Source organism: Candidatus Nebulibacter yamunensis, from assembly GCF_024208055.1.
GTDB lineage: Bacteria > Pseudomonadota > Gammaproteobacteria > Francisellales > Francisellaceae > Caedibacter > Caedibacter lacustris.
Genome location: NZ_JAMBMW010000025.1, coordinates 1 through 21,113 on the forward strand (window position 1 = coordinate 1; position 21,113 = coordinate 21,113).

19 protein-coding genes and 2 pseudogenes are annotated in these 21,113 nt (G+C 35.1%); 10 read left to right on the top strand and 11 right to left on the bottom strand.

Annotated elements, in window-relative coordinates:
- Positions 1 to 244 precede the first annotated feature (244 nt).
- The gene (locus M1V25_RS09210) at positions 245 to 1,648 is read right to left on the bottom strand and encodes an APC family permease (protein ID WP_239986781.1); all 1,404 of its coding nucleotides are present in this window, start codon (positions 1,646 to 1,648) and stop codon (positions 245 to 247) included.
- A gap of 371 nt (positions 1,649 to 2,019) precedes the next feature.
- Between M1V25_RS09210 and trpR the strand changes: the two genes are divergently transcribed.
- Both trpR and M1V25_RS09220 read left to right on the top strand, forming a co-directional pair.
- Complete coding sequence (gene trpR / locus M1V25_RS09215; protein WP_498843096.1) at positions 2,020 to 2,358, top strand: trp operon repressor; 339 nt, start codon at positions 2,020 to 2,022, stop codon at positions 2,356 to 2,358.
- A gap of 21 nt (positions 2,359 to 2,379) precedes the next feature.
- Positions 2,380 to 2,877 (top strand): GNAT family N-acetyltransferase, encoded by a 498-nt coding sequence (locus M1V25_RS09220; protein WP_116964566.1) that lies wholly within the window; start codon positions 2,380 to 2,382, stop codon positions 2,875 to 2,877.
- Between the two features lie 114 nt (positions 2,878 to 2,991).
- Here M1V25_RS09220 and murG read toward each other — a convergent pair whose 3' ends face one another.
- Positions 2,992 to 4,095, bottom strand: a complete 1,104-nt coding sequence (gene murG, locus M1V25_RS09225; RefSeq protein ID WP_116964567.1) for an undecaprenyldiphospho-muramoylpentapeptide beta-N-acetylglucosaminyltransferase — start codon at positions 4,093 to 4,095, stop codon at positions 2,992 to 2,994.
- A 251-nt stretch (positions 4,096 to 4,346) separates the two neighbouring features.
- Between murG and purD the strand changes: the two genes are divergently transcribed.
- Positions 4,347 to 5,624: a phosphoribosylamine--glycine ligase gene (purD, locus tag M1V25_RS09230; RefSeq protein WP_116964568.1), complete on the top strand. Its 1,278-nt coding sequence runs from the start codon at positions 4,347 to 4,349 to the stop codon at positions 5,622 to 5,624.
- A 124-nt stretch (positions 5,625 to 5,748) separates the two neighbouring features.
- Positions 5,749 to 5,928: a helix-turn-helix domain-containing protein gene (locus M1V25_RS09235; RefSeq protein WP_116964569.1), complete on the top strand. Its 180-nt coding sequence runs from the start codon at positions 5,749 to 5,751 to the stop codon at positions 5,926 to 5,928.
- 7 nt (positions 5,929 to 5,935) lie between these two features.
- On the opposite strand, the gene gatB is transcribed toward M1V25_RS09235, so the two are convergent.
- From gatB to gatC, 3 genes are read right to left on the bottom strand one after another with little or no spacing between them, the layout of a single operon-like run.
- A complete protein-coding gene (gatB, locus tag M1V25_RS09240; RefSeq protein ID WP_116964570.1) occupies positions 5,936 to 7,351 on the bottom strand; it encodes an Asp-tRNA(Asn)/Glu-tRNA(Gln) amidotransferase subunit GatB in 1,416 nt (471 codons plus the stop codon).
- Positions 7,348 to 8,799, bottom strand: a complete 1,452-nt coding sequence (gene gatA, locus M1V25_RS09245; RefSeq protein ID WP_116964571.1) for an Asp-tRNA(Asn)/Glu-tRNA(Gln) amidotransferase subunit GatA — start codon at positions 8,797 to 8,799, stop codon at positions 7,348 to 7,350. The genes gatB and gatA overlap by 4 nt, the downstream gene beginning before the upstream one ends.
- 14 nt (positions 8,800 to 8,813) lie before the next feature.
- Complete coding sequence (gene gatC, locus M1V25_RS09250; RefSeq protein WP_498843097.1) at positions 8,814 to 9,101, bottom strand: Asp-tRNA(Asn)/Glu-tRNA(Gln) amidotransferase subunit GatC; 288 nt, start codon at positions 9,099 to 9,101, stop codon at positions 8,814 to 8,816.
- A 190-nt stretch (positions 9,102 to 9,291) separates the two neighbouring features.
- Here gatC and M1V25_RS09255 point away from each other — a divergent pair, with 190 nt between their 5' ends.
- On the top strand, positions 9,292 to 10,773 hold the full coding sequence (locus M1V25_RS09255) for a RimK family ATP-grasp domain-containing protein (RefSeq protein WP_116964573.1): 1,482 nt from the start codon (positions 9,292 to 9,294) through the stop codon (positions 10,771 to 10,773).
- Positions 10,763 to 11,203, top strand: coding sequence for a ribosomal protein S18-alanine N-acetyltransferase (rimI, locus tag M1V25_RS09260; RefSeq protein ID WP_498843098.1), 441 nt, complete (start codon positions 10,763 to 10,765; stop codon positions 11,201 to 11,203). The genes M1V25_RS09255 and rimI overlap by 11 nt, the downstream gene beginning before the upstream one ends.
- A gap of 214 nt (positions 11,204 to 11,417) precedes the next feature.
- Here rimI and M1V25_RS09265 read toward each other — a convergent pair.
- Positions 11,418 to 11,547: pseudogene (locus M1V25_RS09265) on the bottom strand (IS982 family transposase); the annotation flags it as partial.
- Between the two features lie 557 nt (positions 11,548 to 12,104).
- Between M1V25_RS09265 and M1V25_RS09270 the strand changes: the two are divergent.
- A complete protein-coding gene (locus M1V25_RS09270) occupies positions 12,105 to 12,551 on the top strand; it encodes a hypothetical protein (protein WP_498843099.1) in 447 nt (148 codons plus the stop codon).
- Positions 12,552 to 12,676: 125 nt separating this feature from the next.
- Here the strand turns inward: M1V25_RS09270 and M1V25_RS09275 are convergent, their stop codons facing one another.
- Positions 12,677 to 13,711 carry a sigma-70 family RNA polymerase sigma factor gene (locus tag M1V25_RS09275; protein ID WP_239986783.1) on the bottom strand — a complete coding sequence of 345 codons (1,035 nt, stop codon included), beginning with the start codon at positions 13,709 to 13,711 and terminating at the stop codon, positions 12,677 to 12,679.
- Positions 13,712 to 14,167: 456 nt separating this feature from the next.
- Complete coding sequence (locus tag M1V25_RS09280) at positions 14,168 to 15,289, bottom strand: GGDEF domain-containing protein (protein WP_116964576.1); 1,122 nt, start codon at positions 15,287 to 15,289, stop codon at positions 14,168 to 14,170.
- A gap of 247 nt (positions 15,290 to 15,536) precedes the next feature.
- Here M1V25_RS09280 and upp point away from each other — a divergent pair, with 247 nt between their 5' ends.
- The 3 genes from upp to M1V25_RS09295 all read left to right on the top strand — a co-directional run bounded on the left by upp (position 15,537) and on the right by M1V25_RS09295 (position 19,956).
- Positions 15,537 to 16,163: a uracil phosphoribosyltransferase gene (gene upp, locus M1V25_RS09285; RefSeq protein WP_498843100.1), complete on the top strand. Its 627-nt coding sequence runs from the start codon at positions 15,537 to 15,539 to the stop codon at positions 16,161 to 16,163.
- A gap of 258 nt (positions 16,164 to 16,421) precedes the next feature.
- On the top strand, positions 16,422 to 18,680 hold the full coding sequence (locus M1V25_RS09290; protein WP_498843101.1) for a putative bifunctional diguanylate cyclase/phosphodiesterase: 2,259 nt from the start codon (positions 16,422 to 16,424) through the stop codon (positions 18,678 to 18,680).
- 73 nt (positions 18,681 to 18,753) lie between these two features.
- Complete coding sequence (locus M1V25_RS09295; protein WP_498843102.1) at positions 18,754 to 19,956, top strand: amino acid permease; 1,203 nt, start codon at positions 18,754 to 18,756, stop codon at positions 19,954 to 19,956.
- 9 nt (positions 19,957 to 19,965) lie between these two features.
- Here the strand turns inward: M1V25_RS09295 and M1V25_RS09300 are convergent, their stop codons facing one another.
- The 3 genes and pseudogenes from M1V25_RS09300 to M1V25_RS09310 all read right to left on the bottom strand — a co-directional run.
- Positions 19,966 to 20,409: a hypothetical protein gene (locus tag M1V25_RS09300; RefSeq protein ID WP_116964579.1), complete on the bottom strand. Its 444-nt coding sequence runs from the start codon at positions 20,407 to 20,409 to the stop codon at positions 19,966 to 19,968.
- Between the two features lie 259 nt (positions 20,410 to 20,668).
- Positions 20,669 to 20,854, bottom strand: coding sequence for a hypothetical protein (locus tag M1V25_RS09305; RefSeq protein WP_498843103.1), 186 nt, complete (start codon positions 20,852 to 20,854; stop codon positions 20,669 to 20,671).
- Positions 20,855 to 20,912: 58 nt separating this feature from the next.
- A pseudogene (locus M1V25_RS09310) lies at positions 20,913 to 21,008 on the bottom strand (IS5/IS1182 family transposase); the annotation flags it as partial.
- Between the last annotated feature and the right edge of the window lie 105 nt (positions 21,009 to 21,113).

A 21,113-nucleotide genomic window follows, 5' to 3' on the forward strand; every position in this document is an offset into this window, starting at 1 on the left:
TGTTAAACGACGAAACTCATCTGCTGCTAACTTGTTTATCGTTTCCCATCTCATTGATCATATCCACCTTTAATTTTTAAATAGCTATTTTGCTAGATTAAATACGGTTTGGAAGGAATTCTATTATAGATCTTAACCAAATAGCTTAAAGCACTCCCTAATCCCAAGACCATCGAACAGTCTAAATCGAGATTTGGGATTACGGATTTTGTCAACAATATTGGAGGTTTTAAATGTGAGTGTATTATGAATAATTTCGAGTAAGAACATAAGGAAAAGCAAGTGCAATCACTATTCCTGTAACAAGTAATAAATCAAAGTTAAAGGTGGACATCGTTACATCTGAGGTTGGAATAAATCCTACTATAATTGCAACCAAGCAGCTAATAAATCCTAATGATGACATTACAATGGTTCCTTTGACACCGCCATAAATTTGATATTGCCCAAGTTTGATTGGATTAGTGACCCTTAATTTAATTGCCGCAGCAAACATACCGATATAACCTAATACAGCAAGTTGTGCCGTCAGTGCACTTAAAAACCAATAAGCTGAATTGACCGATGGCATAAGAAGATAACTCAAACAAAATATAGAGAATATCAGAGCTTGCAAAATAAGCACTTTACTGGGTGCGTTATAAGTATTAGTTTGTGCAAGCCTTTTTGAAATAAGTCCATCTTCTGCTGCTATGGTAAAAGCTCGTGATAAACCCATAATCCAAGCTGAAACAGTAGTAAATGCTCCTAATACCAAGGTTAATGCGATGATACTAGACATCCACGGCATATTGAATTTAGCAAAAAAATAGCTAAATGATGCCATAAGTCCTGTCACGATATCTACATGCCCAGTGTTATTGCTATTGACTGTAAAGATTGCAACGTTAGACAAAACTAGAGATAGTAAAATCACTACGCTAGAAATTAATAGTGCTTTGGGAAAGTTTTTTTGTGGATTGTTGACATTACCTGCATGAATAGAACTCATCTCTAGACCAAATAAACTAAACATTACGGTTAAAAACAGACCCCAACTGTTAATATTGGCAAAGCTTGGTAGTACATCTGAAATAGCCGATGGCTTCAACATGGGTTGACCAGACAATATCCAAAAAAGTGCTAAGCCAATAATGAGTAGCATCGGCATTAAGGTACCAACAATCGCGCCAATGACACTGATTGTGCTTGAGGTTTTTATTCCAAATAGATTAACAATCGTAGCTAGCCAAAACATGCACAGACTCATGCTGATTATATACCAAGGATTACTGACCAAAAAATCTGGATTCATGCCAAACCAAGGTGCAATAATATAAGCAATGATTCCTGCAAAAAATCCACAGATAGATGGGAACCATACCAAATTATAAATCCATTGCAGCCACAACACGACAAATCCTATTTTGGCACCAAAGGCTTCTTTTGTCCAAAGGTAGATTCCACCATTTTTCGAATATCCTGTTGCCATTTGTGCAGTTAATAATGCACATGGAATTAAAAATACAATAGCGGCAAAAATGTAAAAACTCACCACAACCCACCCAGCTTGTGCTGTAATAGAGATATTACGCAGGCTATCCACGGCAATGATATTGATCATGACTAAGCGTAGCAAGGTTAAGGATTGAGTTGATGAAATTTGCATAATTTGTCTGATGGTTGCTTTTTAACGACAATTAGTATATACCCATCACAAACCATTTTACAGCCTTTCTCGCTTTGCATTTGTGCTTTAAATTTTACTTATTGCGTGCTTTAACTTTATATGTTTCGAACTGTTCCTTTAGAGTTGCTAACTGTGCTTATGTACATTTAGTGATATAGAACTAGATGAAATATACGTTACATTTGTTTCAATATAATCTGAGAGTATTTTTGTATTTTCCTAAGCAATATGCGCAATACTAAAGCTCGCCTGGCAATAATCACAGGGCTTAGTATGTTTGTGCTGTCACTTACCTTTCCTTGCTGCTTATATTTGGCATACTTACCACAGAAGCACAACTTTTATATTTTTTGTCTAGACATCTGGAATACATCGATGTATCGTTACAAGACTACATTGGTAATCGTAGCTTGAACTTAAAAATGGAAAAAAATTGGCAAAGCTTAATTAGAGTAATAAGAATTCTGAAATCTGATAATGAACTTAGTTTATTATTGGATTTTCTTTTTACGTTGGAAGAAAAACGTCAACTCAGTAATCGTTATGCCCTTGCCCAACAAATGGTCTTAGCACAAAAGTCACAACGTGAAATCGCTAAAGATCTGGGTGTTAGTATCAGCACAGTAACGCGTTGCTCTAATGCACTAAAGTTATTACCTGATGAGATAAAACAAAAATTCAAACTATAAAAAACAAGAAGGAGTTTTAATATGGCTATTTCAGCGCTAACAAAAGTACATCAAAATCAAGTTCAACAACTTTTTAATGATGTAAATTTTTTTAGCACTGAATGGTTTTTTAGTTCCAAGCAACTGTTTTTTGGATTTTTTAGTAACGAACAACTCATTGGTGTTATCGGTGCTGAATTGCAACATAATATAGCCATGCTTAAAGCCTTAGTTATTACCAAAGAACATCGCAATCAGGGCATTGCAAAGTATTTACTTAATTATCTTGAAAATAAATTGATCGACGTAGGCATCAAAGAGCTGATTGCCTTGACGCGCTATGGTGCAAACTACCTTGAGTGCTCAGGCTTTAATCAAACTATTGTTGAAAAATTACCAAGCAAAATTGATACGTATTTGCAACTAAACTATCATTCAGATTTGATCATCATGAGGAAAAAATTGTTACAGTCAAAAAAGCATCTAACGCACCAAGATTCTCCTTGCTTCCTTCAACACACAATCTATCTTGCTGCGTAGGTCAATAACAAACTTTTTGAATTGAGCTTTTATCTAAATTGAGTTGAATTTAAATAAAAAGGAAATGAATTTCGGAGATACACATTATCAAATGAATGAGATAAAAAAGTAGCGTCAAATAAGTTTTTTAACTTCATCAACCAATTTTTCCACTGCATCGAGTTTCGCTACACCCTTGGCGTGACTAGACATATTTTCCAATTTAGAGCGATTTATGTCCATTGCACGAATAAAAGCCGCGAGCTTTTGTGCATTAAAATGCTCCTCACGCATGCAAATAGCAGCCTCCGCTTGCACTAGGAATTGTGCATTATGATATTGATGATCATCAACAGCTTCTGCAAAAGGTACAAAAAAAGCAGGGACGCCTACACTTGCAATTTCCGACACCGTTAATGCTCCAGCACGACATACAATAATATCTGCCCATTGATAAGCTTGCGCCATATCGTTAATAAAAGGTTCTACTTTGAGCTCACATTTATAATCGATATTAAGTGCTTGATAAGTACTCATCGTCTCAGCAAAACCTTTTTCTCCTGTCTGATGCCAAATGTTAACACAGGCTTCACGTGGCAAAGCTTTAATAAATTTAGGCACCACATCATTGAGTACTTTAGCACCTTGACTACCGCCTAAGACAAGAACGTTCAGAATATGTTTATAAAAGTCACGTGACTGATTATGCAAATTACGTATTTCACTGCGTATTGGATTGCCAATAACCTCAACAATTGACTTTGTTTTAAAACCGCTAGTAGGAAATGCACACAACACTTTTTTAGCAAATTTTGCCAACATCTTGTTGGTCATACCAGGATTGGCGTTTTGTTCATGAATAATCAATGGAATATTAAGTAGTTTTGCCGCAATCCCACCAGGTCCAGAAGCATAACCACCAAAGCCTAAGACACAATTTGTCTTGCGCCTTCTTAGAATTATCATTGCACGTAATACAGCTAAGGATAATTGAAAAGAAAACAATAATTTTTTCTTTAGACCTTTGTTGCGTACTCCACCAATTTTTAAAAAATCTAGTGGATATTGGTTGGCAACTATTTTTTTTTCTAAACCATATTGGGTCCCAAACCAGAAAATATTGGCGCCTTGTTCTGACAAATGCTTTGCCACTGCAAGTGCTGGAAAAATATGTCCTCCAGTTCCCCCTGCCATCACCACGATATTCTTACCACTTACGACATCTGTTTGCTGCTGCATCCACTTAAACCCTGCTTTATAAAAAATAGCTATGAAAATAATTGCTCTTTACTCTTTGTTTCAATCAAAGAATACTACAGTTTGTGTAGCCAAGTATAAATAGTTGATCCTTATTGTACCTGATAGCTTTCAAGGCACCAATGATTTCTTAGCTATCGCAAAATAACTTTACTGCTATTTTGGCTAAATCTTTAATGGCATTACATGACTCAAAAGGTTAAGATTTTTTGTAAAAAGTACGGAGTATTTAGATGAATATATTAGTAGTTGGGAACGGTGGTCGTGAACATGCACTTGCTTGGAAATTGGCTCAATCTCCTCATGCAACCCACGTTTATGTTGCTCCTGGTAATGCTGGGACTGAAAAAGAAGAAAAAGTAAGCAATATCAATATCGCTGCAACCGATATTCTACACTTGATTAATTTTGCTAAAGACAATGAAATTGAACTCACAGTTGTGGGTCCTGAAGTACCTTTGAGTCTTGGTATTGTAGATCAATTTGAAGCACATGGCTTAAATTGTCTAGGTCCTAAACAGCAATGTGCACAACTTGAATCTTCGAAGGTTTTTAGTAAAAACTTCATGGCAAAATATAATATTCCTACTGCGCGGTACCAAAATTTCAAGGATAGCCAAAAAGCTAAAGCTTATGTTGATGAAATGGATTCTCCGATTGTTATTAAAGCTAGTGGACTTGCTGCTGGCAAGGGTGTAATCATTGCGCAAACCAAAGAACAAGCGTATCACACGATAGAAGACATGCTTGAGGGTAATAAATTTGGAGATGCAGGTTGTGAGATTGTCATTGAGGAGTTTTTAGACGGTGAAGAAGCAAGTTTCATCGTATTATGTGATGGTACCCATGCACTTGCGATGGCTAGTTCACAAGATCATAAAGCACGCGATAATGGTGATCAAGGTCCTAATACAGGCGGGATGGGTGCCTACTCACCCGCTCCGATTGTAACACGCGATGTTCACGACAAAGTAATGCACACCATTATCCAACCTGTACTAGATGGTATGAAAAATGAAGGGGAAGTATATAAAGGTTTCTTGTATGCAGGTCTTATGATTATGCCAAATGGTGAAATCAAGACACTTGAGTATAACTGTCGTTTTGGTGATCCTGAGACCCAACCTATCATGATGCGTTTGGAGTCAGACTTGGTTGAACTTGCTTTTGCAGCGCTCAATGAAGAATTAGATGGCTATGAGGTCAGTTGGAGCAATAAAACTGCGCTAGGGGTTGTGATGGCAGCAGGTGGCTATCCTGATCAGTGCAAAACCGGTGACATTATCACAGGACTTGACCAAGATGATGGTGTTAATACCAAAATTTTTCACGCCAGCACTAAACGTCAAGATTGCAGTATCTTCACCAATGGTGGTCGTGTTTTATGTGTCGTTGCGCTGGGTGAACATGTTGAAGATGCCTATCACAATGCTTATGATCTTGTTAATAAAATTACTTGGAACAATGAGTATCATCGTACCGATATTGGTAAAAGAGCTTTTGTTAAGTAATGTCAATTTATATACCGATTACATATGACTAAAATTTAATTAATCTAAAAAATATGGTTGTATTGATCAGCAAGATTCAGTTACGATTGTTTTACAATGTTTGACTAAATGGAGGCAATACAACATGGAGCTCAATGAAAACAATAAAAATAAAAGCCAACTCAATGAGTTTAATGTGCTAATGCAAGAAGCAGAATCAATGCTCAGAATGGGCGTACCAGTTTCAGTCGTTGCGAAAACATTGGGTATTTCTATAAATAAGATTAGACACTTAAGAAACGAGCGTAGCAATAATAATGAATAACGCTAGATTAGCTCAGTTTCTTAAGCAATATTTCGTTAACTTGCTTGGGATTGGCTTGTCCTTTACTACCTTTCATGATTTGACCGACAAAAAAACTTAAAAGTTTACTGTTGCCTGCTTGATAGTCCGCAACTTGTTTAGGGTTGTTAGCAATAATTTCATCAACTAATGCTTCTATTAGTGAGCTATCATTACTTTGACGAATGCCTAGTTTATCAATAATAGTTTGAATTGCATCTGATCTTTCATAATAGCTTTGCAAAACAGCTTTAGCAGATTTAAGCGATATTTCATCTTTATCAACACATTGAATGATTTCAAACAACGTATTAACTGAGATTTTATGCGTATCAAAAGTGCTTTGTGCACGATTAAATAGAGCTTGTAATTCGATCCCAACCCAATTATAAGCAACTCTTGGTGTGGTTTTTGTGACAAGCGCATCATAGTAATTGGCAATGTCAGGATTATCCATTAAGAAATTAACTTCATCTTCATTTAAATCTTTTTGATATTGGATACGGCGCAACCTAGGTAACAATGGCATCTGTGCTTTAATTAAATCGATATCCTGTTGGGTAATCAATATAGGCAGTAAATCTGGATCTGGGAAGTAACGATAATCAAAAGCATTTTCCTTATTACGCATACTGCGTGTTTCATTTCTATCTGGATCATATAAACGCGTTTCTTGAATAACTTTTTGACCTTGTTCAAGCATTTTTATTTGACGCTTATATTCATAAGCAATAGCACTTTCAATAAAGCGAAAAGAATTGATATTTTTAAGCTCTACTCTTGTGCCAAAAGGCTCTTTTTGTTTATGCACAGATAGGTTCACATCACATCTAAATGAGCCTTCTTGCATATTACCATCACAAATACCTAAGTGTTGAACAAGTTGATGCAAGTCCTTAAGATAACAAATGACTTCTGTGCTGCTGCTAAAGTCAGGATGGGTTACGATTTCTAATAATGGTGTCCCAGCGCGATTGTAATCTAATCCTGTTTGATCACCAATGAAATCATGTATTGATTTACCTGCATCTTCTTCTAAATGTGCACGCTCAATTCGAATGAGTTTACTTCCATTGGAAGTTGTTATTTCTAATATACCATTTTGGACAATCGGATTACTAGATTGACTAATCTGATAACCTTTAGCTAGGTCAGGATAAAAATAATTTTTTCGAGCAAAAAAACTATTTTTAGAAATTTTTGCATCGGTCGCAAGTCCAAACATTATTGCCATTTCAATTGTCTTTTTATTGACTACAGGTAAAGTACCAGGTAAAGCAATGTCAACGAAACTAACCTGTGTATTAGGTTTTTGTCCGTATAAAGTTGCGGCATTAGAAAAAATCTTGGATACTGTTTTAAGTTGAACGTGCACTTCAAGCCCAATCACCATTTGATAACTCATGCACATACTCCTTGTAAGAGTGGTTGTGGTTGATGAAAATTAGTGACCTGTTGAAAAGTACTTACTACTTGGAGCAATAAATGATCATTAAAATTATTGGCCATCAGTTGCGCACCAAATGGTAAATTATCTATCTTCCCGATAGGAAAGGATATGGCAGGCGCGCCAGTTAGGTTAGCAATAAGTGTATACATATCAGAAAGATAAGTGCTAACAGGATCGGTTTGAGTACCAATTTTTGGTGCTGTTGTCGCTGCTATGGGCAACAAAATAACGTCGACCTGTTGATAAAGAGCATCAAAGTTGGCTTTAAGTTGACTACGAATTTGTTGTGCTTTGTGGTAATAGGCATCGTATTGACTTGCTGCTAACACATAGTTACCGATAACAATACGGCGCTTAACTTCTTGACCGAAACCTTCCGTTCTAGTGTTGATATATAGCTCATCCAGAGTATGCGCCTGTGGACTCCTATAGCCGTAACGTACACCATCAAAACGTGCTAAGTTTGTTGCTGCTTCTGCTGGAGCCAAAATATAGTAGCTTGAAACAGCATGCTCTAGGTTAGGTAGCTTAATTGACCTAATTTTAGCGCCTAGCGTCTTGTAATCATTGATACAGTTTTGTAAAAGTTGTTGCGCTTGTGGTGAGAGCATGGAAAGCATAGCTTCATCAATACCAATACGTATGTTGTATATATTTTGATCAATAGTTTGAGTAAAGAAATCAGGAGAGGTTAGAATACTTGTACTATCTTTATCGTCTTGCCCAGCCATAGTTTGTAAAAGATAAGCGCAATCTTTGGCAAAATGCGTTAATATTCCCACTTGATCTAAAGAAGAACCGTAAGCAATAAGTCCAAAACGCGAAAGTGTACCATAGCTTGGCTTCATCCCGGTAATACCACAAAATCCAGCAGGTTGTCTGACTGAACCGCCTGTATCGCTGCCTGTTGCAAACGGCGTTAACATTGCAGCAACAGAAGCGGCAGAACCACCAGACGAACCACCTGGTACGCATTCAAGCTGATAGGGGTTTTTTGCCGCTCCAAAATAGCTATTTTCATTGCTAGAGCCCATGCCAAACTCATCCATATTAGTTTTGCCAAGCAAGATCATCCCACTTTTTTCCAGTTTATCAACAATGGTTGCATTAAAAGGAGAATGATAATTGTACAAAATTTTAGATGCACAGGTTGTTGTTAAAATATTGGTACATAGATTATCTTTATGTGCAATTGGAATTCCTGTTAATAAGTTTTGCTTCCCTTGTGCAATTATATTATCGGCTTTTTGAGCTTGTTTGATGGCATGTTGATAATTAATTGAGGTAAAGGTATTTAGTATTGGATTATATTTTGTAATAAGGTTTAAATATTTCTGTGTTAGTTCACTTGCACTGATGACTTTGTTGTCTAACCTTTGCCGAAGTTGTTGTAATATGCTCATATCTTTAACCTTTTTTATTCAATGACTTTTGGAACGATAAAGTGATGTGCTTCGTATTTAGGTGCAATTTCTTTGAAATATGGTTCGCTATGTTGTTCGATTGCATTGTCTTGACGTGCAATAAAATGACTTGTTAAAGGTGAAATCATTGCTGGAACACCTGTGGTATCAACGTTTTGAATGTTGTCGAACAGCTTAATGATATTATTAAGGTCCGCTTCAAATTTGCTAAGTTCACTTTCATCTGCATTGAGCTTAGACAAGGCAAGTATATGTTTTAATTGTTGTTGCGAAATCGCCATGACACCTTTCCAAATCAGTTGAGTAGAAGTAGTTTATAATAACATTGTTGATTACAGCATGGAATGATCGTTATGAGTGAAAATTATTGCATCCAAAGATGTTTCTATGTAACTGATTGACAAACCTCAAAAACAAGCGCAATCTTGGTGATCAAATTCCTTATTTTGGTATCAAGCCTGTCCATCTAAAATGAAAGAGCTTAGAATATTGATTGACAGTCCAGAAGCATGGACACCTTATTTCCCAAGTGATAATGTAGTTTTAATAAAAGATTACTTAATGACCCGAGAAGAAAAAAGCTATTATTTAATTAACCTTTCAGAGAATATCTCTTATTTGGGTCAAGGATATTATGCCTCACTTTTGGCAGAAGCCAATGGTGATCGCGTTATTCCTAGTGTAAATACGCTTAATAATTTGCAACATTTAGATGATTTGTCGTTTAGCTTGTTTAATATTCGTTTGAGTAATGCTTGCCTTGAAACACTAGATAGAATTGCTGTTGATAATGAAGCTCAAATCAAAATTTATTTTGGTCAAAGTGAACAACAAAGTTTCAATAAACTAGCACGCAAGATTTTTGATATTTATGATATTCCAATACTAAAGCTTGTTTTTGAAAAACGACTTGATATATGGCAAATAAAGGGATTGCAAGTTGTTCCGATAAAAGCGTTAAATGATGTAGAAGAGACTTTTTTCGCCCAAACTTTGAGTGAGTTTAGCACGAAAGTATGGCGTAAGCCGCGACTAAGAAAGCAATATCGCTACGAAATGGCAATTTTAGTTGATCCAAAAGAAGTACTGCCACCAAGCAATAATAAAGCCATTAAAAAATTTATTCATGCAGGGCGTGAGCTTGGAGTGGATATTGATTTGATTACCAAACAAGATTATGCAAGATTGCCAGAATACGATGGGTTATTTATTCGTACTACAACAGCGATTAATCATTACAGCTATGCCTTTGCCAAAAAAGCAGAAGAAAATAACTTAGTGGTCATGGATAGCACACAAACAATCATGCGTTGCACCAACAAGGTGTACCTTCATAACTTAATGGAAAAAAATAAAATTTTGATGCCTGAATCTTATTTTGTGTTTCGTGATCAAGAGCCTTTAAATAGCGATGAACTGATCGAAAAACTAGGCTTACCAATGGTATTAAAAATTCCAGATGGTTCGTTTTCTCAAGGAGTTAAGAAAGTAAATGATAGAAAAGAACTTAATCAATTGTTAGATAAAATGCTGGCACAGTCATCAATTATTATTGCACAAAAATACCACTACACTGATTACGATTGGCGCATTGGGATTTTGAATAACAAACCATTGTATGCTTGTAAATATTACATGGCGCCTAACCATTGGCAAATTGTCAATCACAACAAGAAGTACATTACGGCTGGTCCTGCTGAGGCTTTTGGCATTCATCAAGTACCAAAGGATGTGATTAAAATAGCGATAAAAGCGTGCCGTTTGATTGGAACGGATTTATATGGTGCTGATATTAAAGTTATCGATAATAAGCCTTGTATTATAGAAATAAATGATAATCCATCATTAGATCATCCTTGGGAAGATGCGTATTTGGATGATGAATTATACAGCAGAATCATATTGGAGTTTGTTAATCGCATGGAGTATAAGCGGGTGCATTATGGCGATTAGTTTTCGTTTGGCAACAGCTGATGACATACCTGCATTGGTAGAGCTCGAAAACACCTTATTTAATACAGATCAGATCAGTAAACGTCAGTTTTACTATCATATCCATTCCAAACGTAACTTTTTATGGATAGCAAAAGAAGAAGCGAAACTTATTGCTTATATGTTAGTATTTATGCGTCGTAAAAGCGCGCGAATTTATTCGCTTGCAGTATCAAAAACTTGTCATGGAAAAGGCGTTGGAAGTGCGTTATTAATGAAATTATTCGAGGAGTTGCCAGCAGCAAATATTAGTAAAGTAGGGCTAGAGGTTAATATCAATAATCAAGTCGCGATTCGTTTATACTTAAAACTTGGCTTTAAGATCGTAAAAACACGGATGCACTATTACTTCAATGGTGATCATGCCTATAAAATGTATAAGTTTTTATAAGTCTTACAATTTGTAGTGGCGTTGACCTAGCTAATCTCTCTACTTAAATTAGTGATAATTTCTCATGCATCTCATTTTGCTTAGATTTGCAAAATGGGGATCTTTATTTATTATTGAGCTATTATTTTGGGCATCTATTTTATTCATTGTAGAGTTTATTCTCAGGCCTTTCGTATACGTTCTAATGTAGTTAACGTTAATTCGATATAAATGCTTATAATACAAACAGCACATTTGGCTTTTTAGGCTGGAAGTAATACACAATTAACCTACATAATAGATTTGTCATAAAACTCCATATTGAACGATGCCTTTGTATGTTCAATTTGGTTAATCTTTTTTAAGTCCTTTTTTCATGTTTTTTTAAACTCATATAATCAGTTGTAACACTAACCCACCCACGTTCAAAATCTTTATCACCAAACTAATTTATCAATTAAGCCTTGCGTTAAATCCAAAAAACCATCCTATTGTCGATTTTGACCGACTTGCTATCATAATCAAATTTAATATCTTTCAAACAAAGATTTGGATGCATCTAGAATTTGACTCAACTTTGATGTCTCAAGAAAAAAATAATGCATCAATCAGTATTTTGTAAATTCTTCTTTGTGTACAGAGATAAGCTTTACAATAATCAAAAAGTTGAATATTATTTTTGCATTCAAACTTAAGCCTTTAAATTAGATGTTAAATTTTAATGGCTATTGGTGCTAAAAAGAAATTATCATACAGACCTTAGGATTTTACCTATTATATTCATTGAGTGAGCTATAAGCATATAGGAGAACTTAGGAGCATAGCAGCTGAAGTAAAGTTTGTATAATTTTTATATCCATTTAATGAGCTTATAAGAGAGTCTAACTTTGTACATAAAAACCAAAATTAACGGAAATAGATTATGATAATATGGTTACGAAACGTTGTAAAAATAATATTTTTTATCTCTTTTTATCTTTCTACTTACGGTCATTCGGCTGAAAAGCAAGATATAGCAAACCTTCTAAAACACCAAAAATCAATTAGTAGCATTAATATTGATCACTTTGATGATATTGAGCAACTTCACGTCCCCTTGAATGATTATGAAAGCTATTGTTCAAACAAAAAAAATAGTCTTATTTGTAAACAATTAAGCAAAATTGTCCCGTTTTATTCAATATCTATTAATGAATTAAATAATTTGAATTTTGAAAGTTCAGATCCAAGAGGTTTATATAATTTTATATGTGGGGAAAAGAGTTCTGAAGATAAAATAAGTAAAATTTGTCAAGAGATAGATAAAAGAAGCCGCGCTTTTGAGACCGCAGAAAATTTTGACAAACTATATTTGCACAATAAAATTTAAACTACTACAGCATTAGATGAGCTCTTGATAAAAGAGCTTAACCTTCGTTGGACAGTTATGATGGATAAGAGTGCTTTTTATATAGTCGAGTAGCAAAACCATATTACTATGATTCCGCTATTTGACTAATGGGAGAATAAATTAGCATCGATGTTATTAGCAGCAGCAATGACCTTTAGGCGCCTTAATGCATCAACCTGAATTTGGCGGACACGTTCACGTGTCAAGCCAATATGTACGCCAGTTTCTTCTAAAGTTTGGATGTCATATCCGCGAAGGCCAAAGCGCATGGAGAGTACCGCTCGTTGATTATCACTAAGCTCATCTAACCATTGATCAATAAACTCAGCAGCCTTACGGTGAAGATGTATGACCTCAGGATCACTTGTTTGCTCATCAGCAATGGTTTCGAGCATGCTACGATTGGAGTCATCATAAGCCTCGTCTAGAGAATCGATTGGTATTGTAGAAGAGAGAATTTTTCGGATATCCTCAACGGGGCGATCAATAAATTCAGCTATTTCTTCAGGTGAAGGTTCATGATCAAGTAGCTTAGTTAATTCAGTTGCTGCACGCAAATAAACATTAAGCTCTTTTAAGATGTGTACGGGTATACGTATGGTGCGCTGATGATTTAAAAGCGCACGCTCAATGTTTTGACGAATCCACCAAGTAGCATAAGTTGAAAAGCGCCAACCCAAATCAGGATCAAACTTTTCAACTGCACGAATGAGTCCTAAATTTCCTTCAGCAATTAAGTCTAAAAAGCTCAAGCTATTACCACGTGGCTTATAGCGTTTTGCAATTTTAACAACTAAGCGTAAATTACTCTCAATCATTATATTTTTAGCTTTTTGATCGCCTTTTTGTACCAATTTAGCATAGTAAAACTCTTCATCCTTCGTTAACAATGGTCTAAAACCAATGTCAATGAGATACATCTTGGTTGCATCATTCTCACTATAAGGAAAGTTCTGAGTCTCAAGCTCGCTAATTTCACTACTGCCAAAGTTTGTGTGGGTATCATCTTCTTGATTATCAGTTATAGCATCGTTATCTCTGATATTTTCAAAGTCGATATCGCTGTTGTCATCAAATTCCTCAACAAATACATTTTTTGGCTTATTCTTAATTGATTGTTTTGGGAGTGGCTGTAACACGTTGAATCTCCTTATTATGTTGTCTAAAACTCAAGCTTTAAGAGTTATAACGTGACTTTGTTATGGTTTAAAGCAAAATTTAATTTAAATTGCAACACGCACGTTTTGGCTTCCTGCTTAGTATCGCAATAACAATTAGCAGATGATAGAGCAAAATGATATTTATACTGTCATCAATCACGGAATTGTTATCAGATATTTTTATATCTTATTGATATATCATCGTAACCTATATGGTAATAAGATGACAAGTGTAATAGCAAATTTCTGCACAATTACCACAAACAGAAATTCTATGCTTTAGAATATAGGGTACAAGCTGTCAACCTAAACCTTTCCGAATTTTGTAGAAATTTGCTTTTGATTAGCTGACGAACCATAGATTTTGCCTATATTGTAGGGCTAGAAATAAAAAAATTAGAAACAGCTCATATTAAATTTTTTGATGTACACCAGTCACACGTTCAAGCTGATAACACAGTTTGCACCTTGTGCTTTAGCTTGGTAAAGTGCTTGATCCGCTTTATTCAGCGTTTCATCAAAATGGTGATGATCTTTACTATTAAAAAAGCTGTTGGCTATACCTATGCTAATCGTCACCTGTATATTCCCTATTTTGGGAATTTCTTGCAGCACCATCTTGTTTAATCGCGTTGCTATTTGTTCTCCTTGGATTTGATCAATGTTTGACAGCAAAATAACGTATTCATCGCCACCAAAGCGTGATACAACATCATGTTTTCGTGTATGACGAAGCAAAACTTTAGCTACATCTTGTATAACTTTATCACCTACCGTATGCCCATACTGATCATTAATGTTTTTAAACTTATCAATATCAATAAACATTACGCTATAAGGCATGCCTTGATGTGTAGCATATTTAAAATCTTCTAGACTATCTTGAAAAGCAGATCGATTTAATAAACTCGTCAAATTGTCAGTTTTTGCCATGAGCTCTAGTTGTTTTTCGCTATATTCTAGGTCAGATAAAATCACAGAAATTGTGGTTGCAATAACAACTGTAATAGTAATTAGAATAAATAAGTTTGTTGTAAGTTGATTTTGAAGTGTCAACTCAATCAGATAGTTGCTATTGGGATATATTAAACAAAAAAGCATTAATTCCACAGAAAGTAACGATAATCCCCACTTCGTTTTATGTTCATTGACTTCAAAAATCATATTAGAAAAAGGTGGCACAACCATGAAAAATAGATAGTTTAATAACTGTGGTTGATATAAAAAGTAGGTGAATATAAAGGTGTTAACGATGAACAATATGCCTAAAGTCAATTTGGCTAAATAATAGTGTCTTGCCTTAAGCATCGCCAGTGGAATAAGATAGGACAACACCGCACAATAACTATAAATACCACCGTATAATTCTTTTTCTGTTAAAAAATGTAATATACCAAATATAGTATTTCCAATGATGACCAATATGAGGCTAATCAAAGTAACGTGAATGCGGTGCCAATATGCTGACCTTGAGCTGTTGACGTTAAATTTTTGGTTTAACCAGTCTTTTATTCTCCTCATTGCTAATAATCCATTTGATGTCTTTACTGTTAACATAACTCTTGTCCATCATATGTTTTTTCGTTTAATTCACATTATTTTACATTTTTATACATTACGTTTTACTATATGCGATAAGTGAGTGAAAACCTACTCTAAACTATAGTCTATTTTGTATTAAAAAGTACTAAAATGGGCAATTTTCATTTTCTAAGTCATATGTATTTCAGAATATTTTCCTAGCATAAATGTTTATGACTTTCTACACTCATCAATACATACGCTTTAGATAAAGGATCAAACGATGAAGACGCATGAAATCACCCACCCGTTGGTTAGTTACAAACTTGATTTTTTGCGTAATGAAGAGCTTTCTAGCCAAAGCTTTAAAGCAATTACTAATGAACTTACTACTTTGCTTTGTTATGAGGCATTATCAGATTTACCATTGACCAAAAAAAACATTCCACATTGGCAAGGGACATTTAGTGCGAATACCTTGGCAAAACCATTGCCGACATTTTGCCCCATTTTGCGTGCAGGTTTAGGAATGTTAGAAGGGGCATTAAAACTTTTGCCTAATGCACCTGTTAGTATGATTGGCATGAAGCGGGATCAAAACACTACCAAAGCGCATTGTTATTACTTTAATCCTTGTCCTGACATTATTCAGCGTACCGCTATTATACTTGACCCCATGCTTGCAACCTCAAATTCAATCAATAGTGCGATTAATCTTTTGAAATCTCATGGCTGCAAAACGTTTATTGTCATTACTTTATTATGCGCACCTGAGGGGATCGCTGCACTTCAAAAATACCATTCAGAAGTAATCCTTTATACTGCCTCCATTGATGAGCATCTTGATCAAAATGCCTACATTATCCCAGGATTGGGTGATGCTGGCGATAAAATTTTTGCAACGAAATAGTATTTGACTGCCAACTTAACAATTAGTATGAGTTATTGCTTTGCTGAAGTAATCAATCAATAAATACTATTATGCTGTGGTTTTTTGCTATTTTGCTAAATATGTATTTTCTTTTACTTATTTAACTACATACGCTTTGTCGTTTTTACAAATTTGGTTATGATCGCTGGTCATTTAGAAAAAAAGTAACTTTTGGCACTATACTCATATAGATGGAATGTTACATCACCATGAAATGACAAATCAGGAAGCATTTTAATGAAAATAAAGCTCAAGGAGCTCGTATTAGGTAAACGACTATTTTGGCAAGTGCTTATTAGTGCAAGCAGTCTACTGTTTTGTTTAACTTTAGTCGTCTTTCTACTGTCATTTTACCCTCTTTATCAACAAAAACAAACTGATGTGGTTAGTCGTTATCAACAAATTTTAAGTCTCTACACCAATCAAATAGTGCTTGCATTATCTGAGGCAAGAAGCAGTTCTTTGCAAGTTAGCAATCACACAAAAGCGAATTACTTGTTAAACGAAATAGAAAAAAAATATGCTATTGGTCTACCATTTTCAGCTGAAGTCAGTGAGCTTCGCACTATTCTTGCTTCAGCATTGGTATCAAATGATAGTCTAGAAGCCATACAACGTTATGAGATAAATGGTAACCTTATCGTTGAAGTTGGCACTAAGCAAACTATCCCTTTTGCAAAGAAACCACTTTCTTTTTTCACTCAAAATAACCAATTAATGGCTATTTTTACCATAGCTATTCGCTTGCAGGGCGATCAAGGTAAAGAAATTATCGGCTACGATCGACTATATTTCAACCTTGATCAAATTGTGCATAAACTTGAAAGCGCAAGTCTGGACAATAAAGTAGATGTCTACTGGTTTGTAAAGCTAAACAACGACTGGAAAGCCGTGAGCACAAGTTTTAGTAATCACTTAAATACACTACCTCATCAAGTACTAGAAACACTCAATGCTCAAGACTTTGCAACTTTTCGACTCAACACAAAGGTCTATTACTTTCAGAAAATAAACAATCAGCAAATACTTGTATTAGGCGTGAAACAGAGCATGGTTTCCGCTAGTGTATGGATAAATCTTTCGCATATTCCATTAACTGTTTTAGGGTTTATGGTTGTTTTTATCTTGCTATTGATTTTGTGTTTGCGTTCGATTTTATCTAAGCATCTTGCTGAAAATGCTCAATTACATGCGTTTGCTCATTATGATAATATCACAAATCTTCCTAATCGAAAGCAATTTGAAAAGGTATTTAGTACACAGCTCGACCTAGCATTTACTCAAAATAGTAAGCTGGCACTACTGTATATTGATATTGATCATTTTAAGCATATTAACAATGGATTTGGTCATGATTTTGGTGATTGCTTATTGCATGAGTTGGCGATTAGACTTAAAAGTAATATTCGAAAAACCGATTTTATTGCTCGGATTGGCAGCGATGAATTTGCCATTATTTTGAATGATATCCAAACTGAAGAGAATATTAGAACGACTGTAAATCACCTGTACAGCATTATTCATCAAGTGATCGTTATTGATGCTTATCCCATTAATATTCGTGCCAGTATGGGAGTGGCAATTTATCCAGATCATGCTATTGACAGGCAAACCTTACTTAAATATGCGGATATGACCATGTATGAAAGTAAAAAAGCAGGTGGTAACAGTTATTGCATCTTTAACAATAAAATAGGTGAGCATTACTTAAGGCGAATAGATATTGCTAAATATTTGGAACGAGCCATTATTAATGATGAATTTTATCTAGTTTATCAACCCATTATTAACCTTAATAACAATAAAATCCCGCATTTTGAGGTGCTCCTTAGATGGCGAAATAAGTTTTTAGGCGAAGTTTCTCCAGCTGAATTTATTCCAGTTGCTGAAGAGTTAAAAATCATTATTGAAATTGGTAATTGGGTCATTCGCCAGACTTTCTATCAACTTCGCCAGTGGCATGATGATAAAGTTGTTATCTATAAACCTACAATATCAATCAACCTTTCCGCTGTTCAAATTAATAATGCCTCTATTTTTTTGAGTTTATTACAACAAACGCTTGAGCAACTTAATTTACCGAAATCAAATGTGACTTTTGAAATAACTGAGACGGTCATTATGGAAAATATGAAAACCACTTCTTTTGTGTTAAGCATGCTCAAAGGTATGGGCTTCCAAGTTTCAATTGATGACTTTGGAACAGGGTTTTGTTCGTTAGGATATCTTAAAAACACTGATGTTGACTATATCAAAATTGATAAGTTCTTTATTGATGATGTGTTGACCAATCTCAATAGCAGAGTGATTGTCGAAAGTATTATTAGACTGGGGCATAATCTTGGTAGTGCAATAATAGCAGAGGGGATAGAAACAAAAGAACAATATCAACTCCTTAAAGAGCTAAAATGTGATTTCATTCAAGGCTATTATTTTAGTAAACCATTATCTGCAAATGATGCAAGTGCTTTTATAAAGAATCAAATAAAAACATAAACAGCGTAAGTGACATTGCCAGCATCTTACACTCTGTTACAATACTTTAATTTAATGTTCAAGGATTAAATTTATGCTGTTATTTTCTAGGGGATTTGGTTCAGTGATGATTATTACAGGTACCAGCGTTGGTGCGGGCATGTTAGCAATTCCTGCGACTGTTGCTGCATGTGGTTTTTGGTTAGCAAGCTTTTTACTTGTTACGGTTTGGTTTGTAATGATGTTGACAGCACTTCTACTTGCAGAAGTAAATCTTGCCATGCCCGATGGTACAAATTTCAGCCGTATGGCTTATATTACTCTTGGAAAGTCAGGACAAATCATTACCTGGGTTGCTTACCTATTGTTGCTATATTCACTTACTGCTGCTTATACTGTAGGTGGTGGTAACCTTGTTGCCAGTGGCTTAGATAAACTCGGTATTGGCTTGCCAGTTACGGTTAATAACGCTTTATTTGTTCTTGTTTTAGGTTTATTTGTTTATATGGGTACAACAACGGTTGATCATACTAATAAGATACTGATGTTTATTAAATTTTTAGGGTTCTTTGCTTTTGTGATTGCAATCTTGCCTGAGGTTCAACAAACGTTTATTGATACTAAAACACGTTCTATCAATTATATCTGGATCACTTTCCCTATTTTAATTACCTCGTTTGGTTTTCACCACATCATTCCAACCTTGCGTAGCTATGTAAAATCTGACCGTAGAACATTGCGCAAATCTATTATTTTGGGGAGCTTCATCCCACTTGTCATTTACTTTATTTGGACGTTGACAACACTTGGCTCAATTCCTGTATATGGTGAATTAAGTTTCCAAAGCATTATTCAAAATGGGAATGTATCATCTGGGATTGTCGAAAGCTATCATAGTAGTAGAGTGGGTAATTTTGCCTATTTATTTGAATCGGTTGCGATTACCACGTCTTTTATAGGAGTTACCCTTGGTTTATTTGATTTTAATCGCGATACGTATCAACTAAAATCCAATACATATATTAATAGAGTTATTATTTTTATTATTACGTTTTTGCCACCTTTCTTATTCGCGGTTTTCTATCCACAAGGCTTTGTCATTGCATTGGGTTATGCTAGTATTTTCGTTGCTGTTTTATTAATTGGTTTGCCTGCAGCCATGACTTGGATTATTCGTAAGCGTCATGGAAAAAACCACATATTGAGTAAACTCTATCTTTCTACTATATTGGCTGTTGCATTACTTATGATCATCCTTGAACTTCTGACGCTTGCAAAACTTTTACCAACGCTGTAGATTACTTCATTAATGTAGTGTTCTGTTTTCAGAGCACATCGTATCATAAGTATAATTACTGGCTCGACTTAATTCCTCGTCGATAAAATCTTGCCAATTTAACAAATCATCAACTTCACCTTCAATGGCGATAAACTGTTGATATTCATCAAGATAATAATCTAATGCCTGATCTAAGTCTGTGTTGTGGTCCTTAGCATACAGATAAAGTTGATAAACAAGTTCCATCTTTTTATAAAATTCATCTAGAGTCAGTGCTGTAAATACCTGGCGTTGTTGCCCCTTGTAAAACACATTAACAGCATATAAAACGATTCTTTTTTTATTGTCTATGCAGCATTGTGCTTGGACGTTATACCCAAAATAAGAAAGTGCTAACTCAAAATATTGGCAACAGCTATCAAAATGAATGCGTTGTTGTTTGGTGAACAGTTGATCAAGTGACATAGTCATAGCGCATCCTCCTGTTATGGTTGGCTGTTTGGCAAATGCCTTACTGTTAGCCCCATGCTACCCAGTGCAGCCAATGCTTTACCTATCTTTAGTATAGCACTTGGTTAGCGTTGATAACTACTTTTTTATATTTTTTCTCCGTATACGAAGAAAAATTTGCAAACTATTATTTGCGACTAATTTACGTGTCAGATATTGAGCGTTCAACTGCTTTCTATAAATTTTTATTTAAAACAAATTTCATCTTTACCAACCCGCGTTATTTCGCTTTTTCAGCTTCTGCTCTGCTTCCGGTTATTCGTTCTTTGCTATTTGGTCTGATGGAGGAAAGCAGCAGTGTAAGCCAACAGATAAATGGCATTTGGATGAGATAAATATCTAAAGTAAATGGTGAACGTTTTGTCCTTTGACGTGCTGTTGACTCTGAAAGAATAGAGTTAGACATCTTCTTGCAAAAACATCGGAATAAGAAAGTTGCTATTCAATAGAGTTCTTTCCAAACCTCAATTAGTCAATTCAAAGTTGTAAATTCCCGTTATTAAATTAAATCGAAGTCCAAACCTTTTTCGTCTATTCCGATATTTGTCGGCAATGCACCTGATGTTCACTGGCATCTACTAATCGCCCTGGCAAGCTGAACTTTTTACTTTTAATCAGCGTATCTTCAACCCAACGAATCGTTTTATAAGCATAGCCCTCACTAA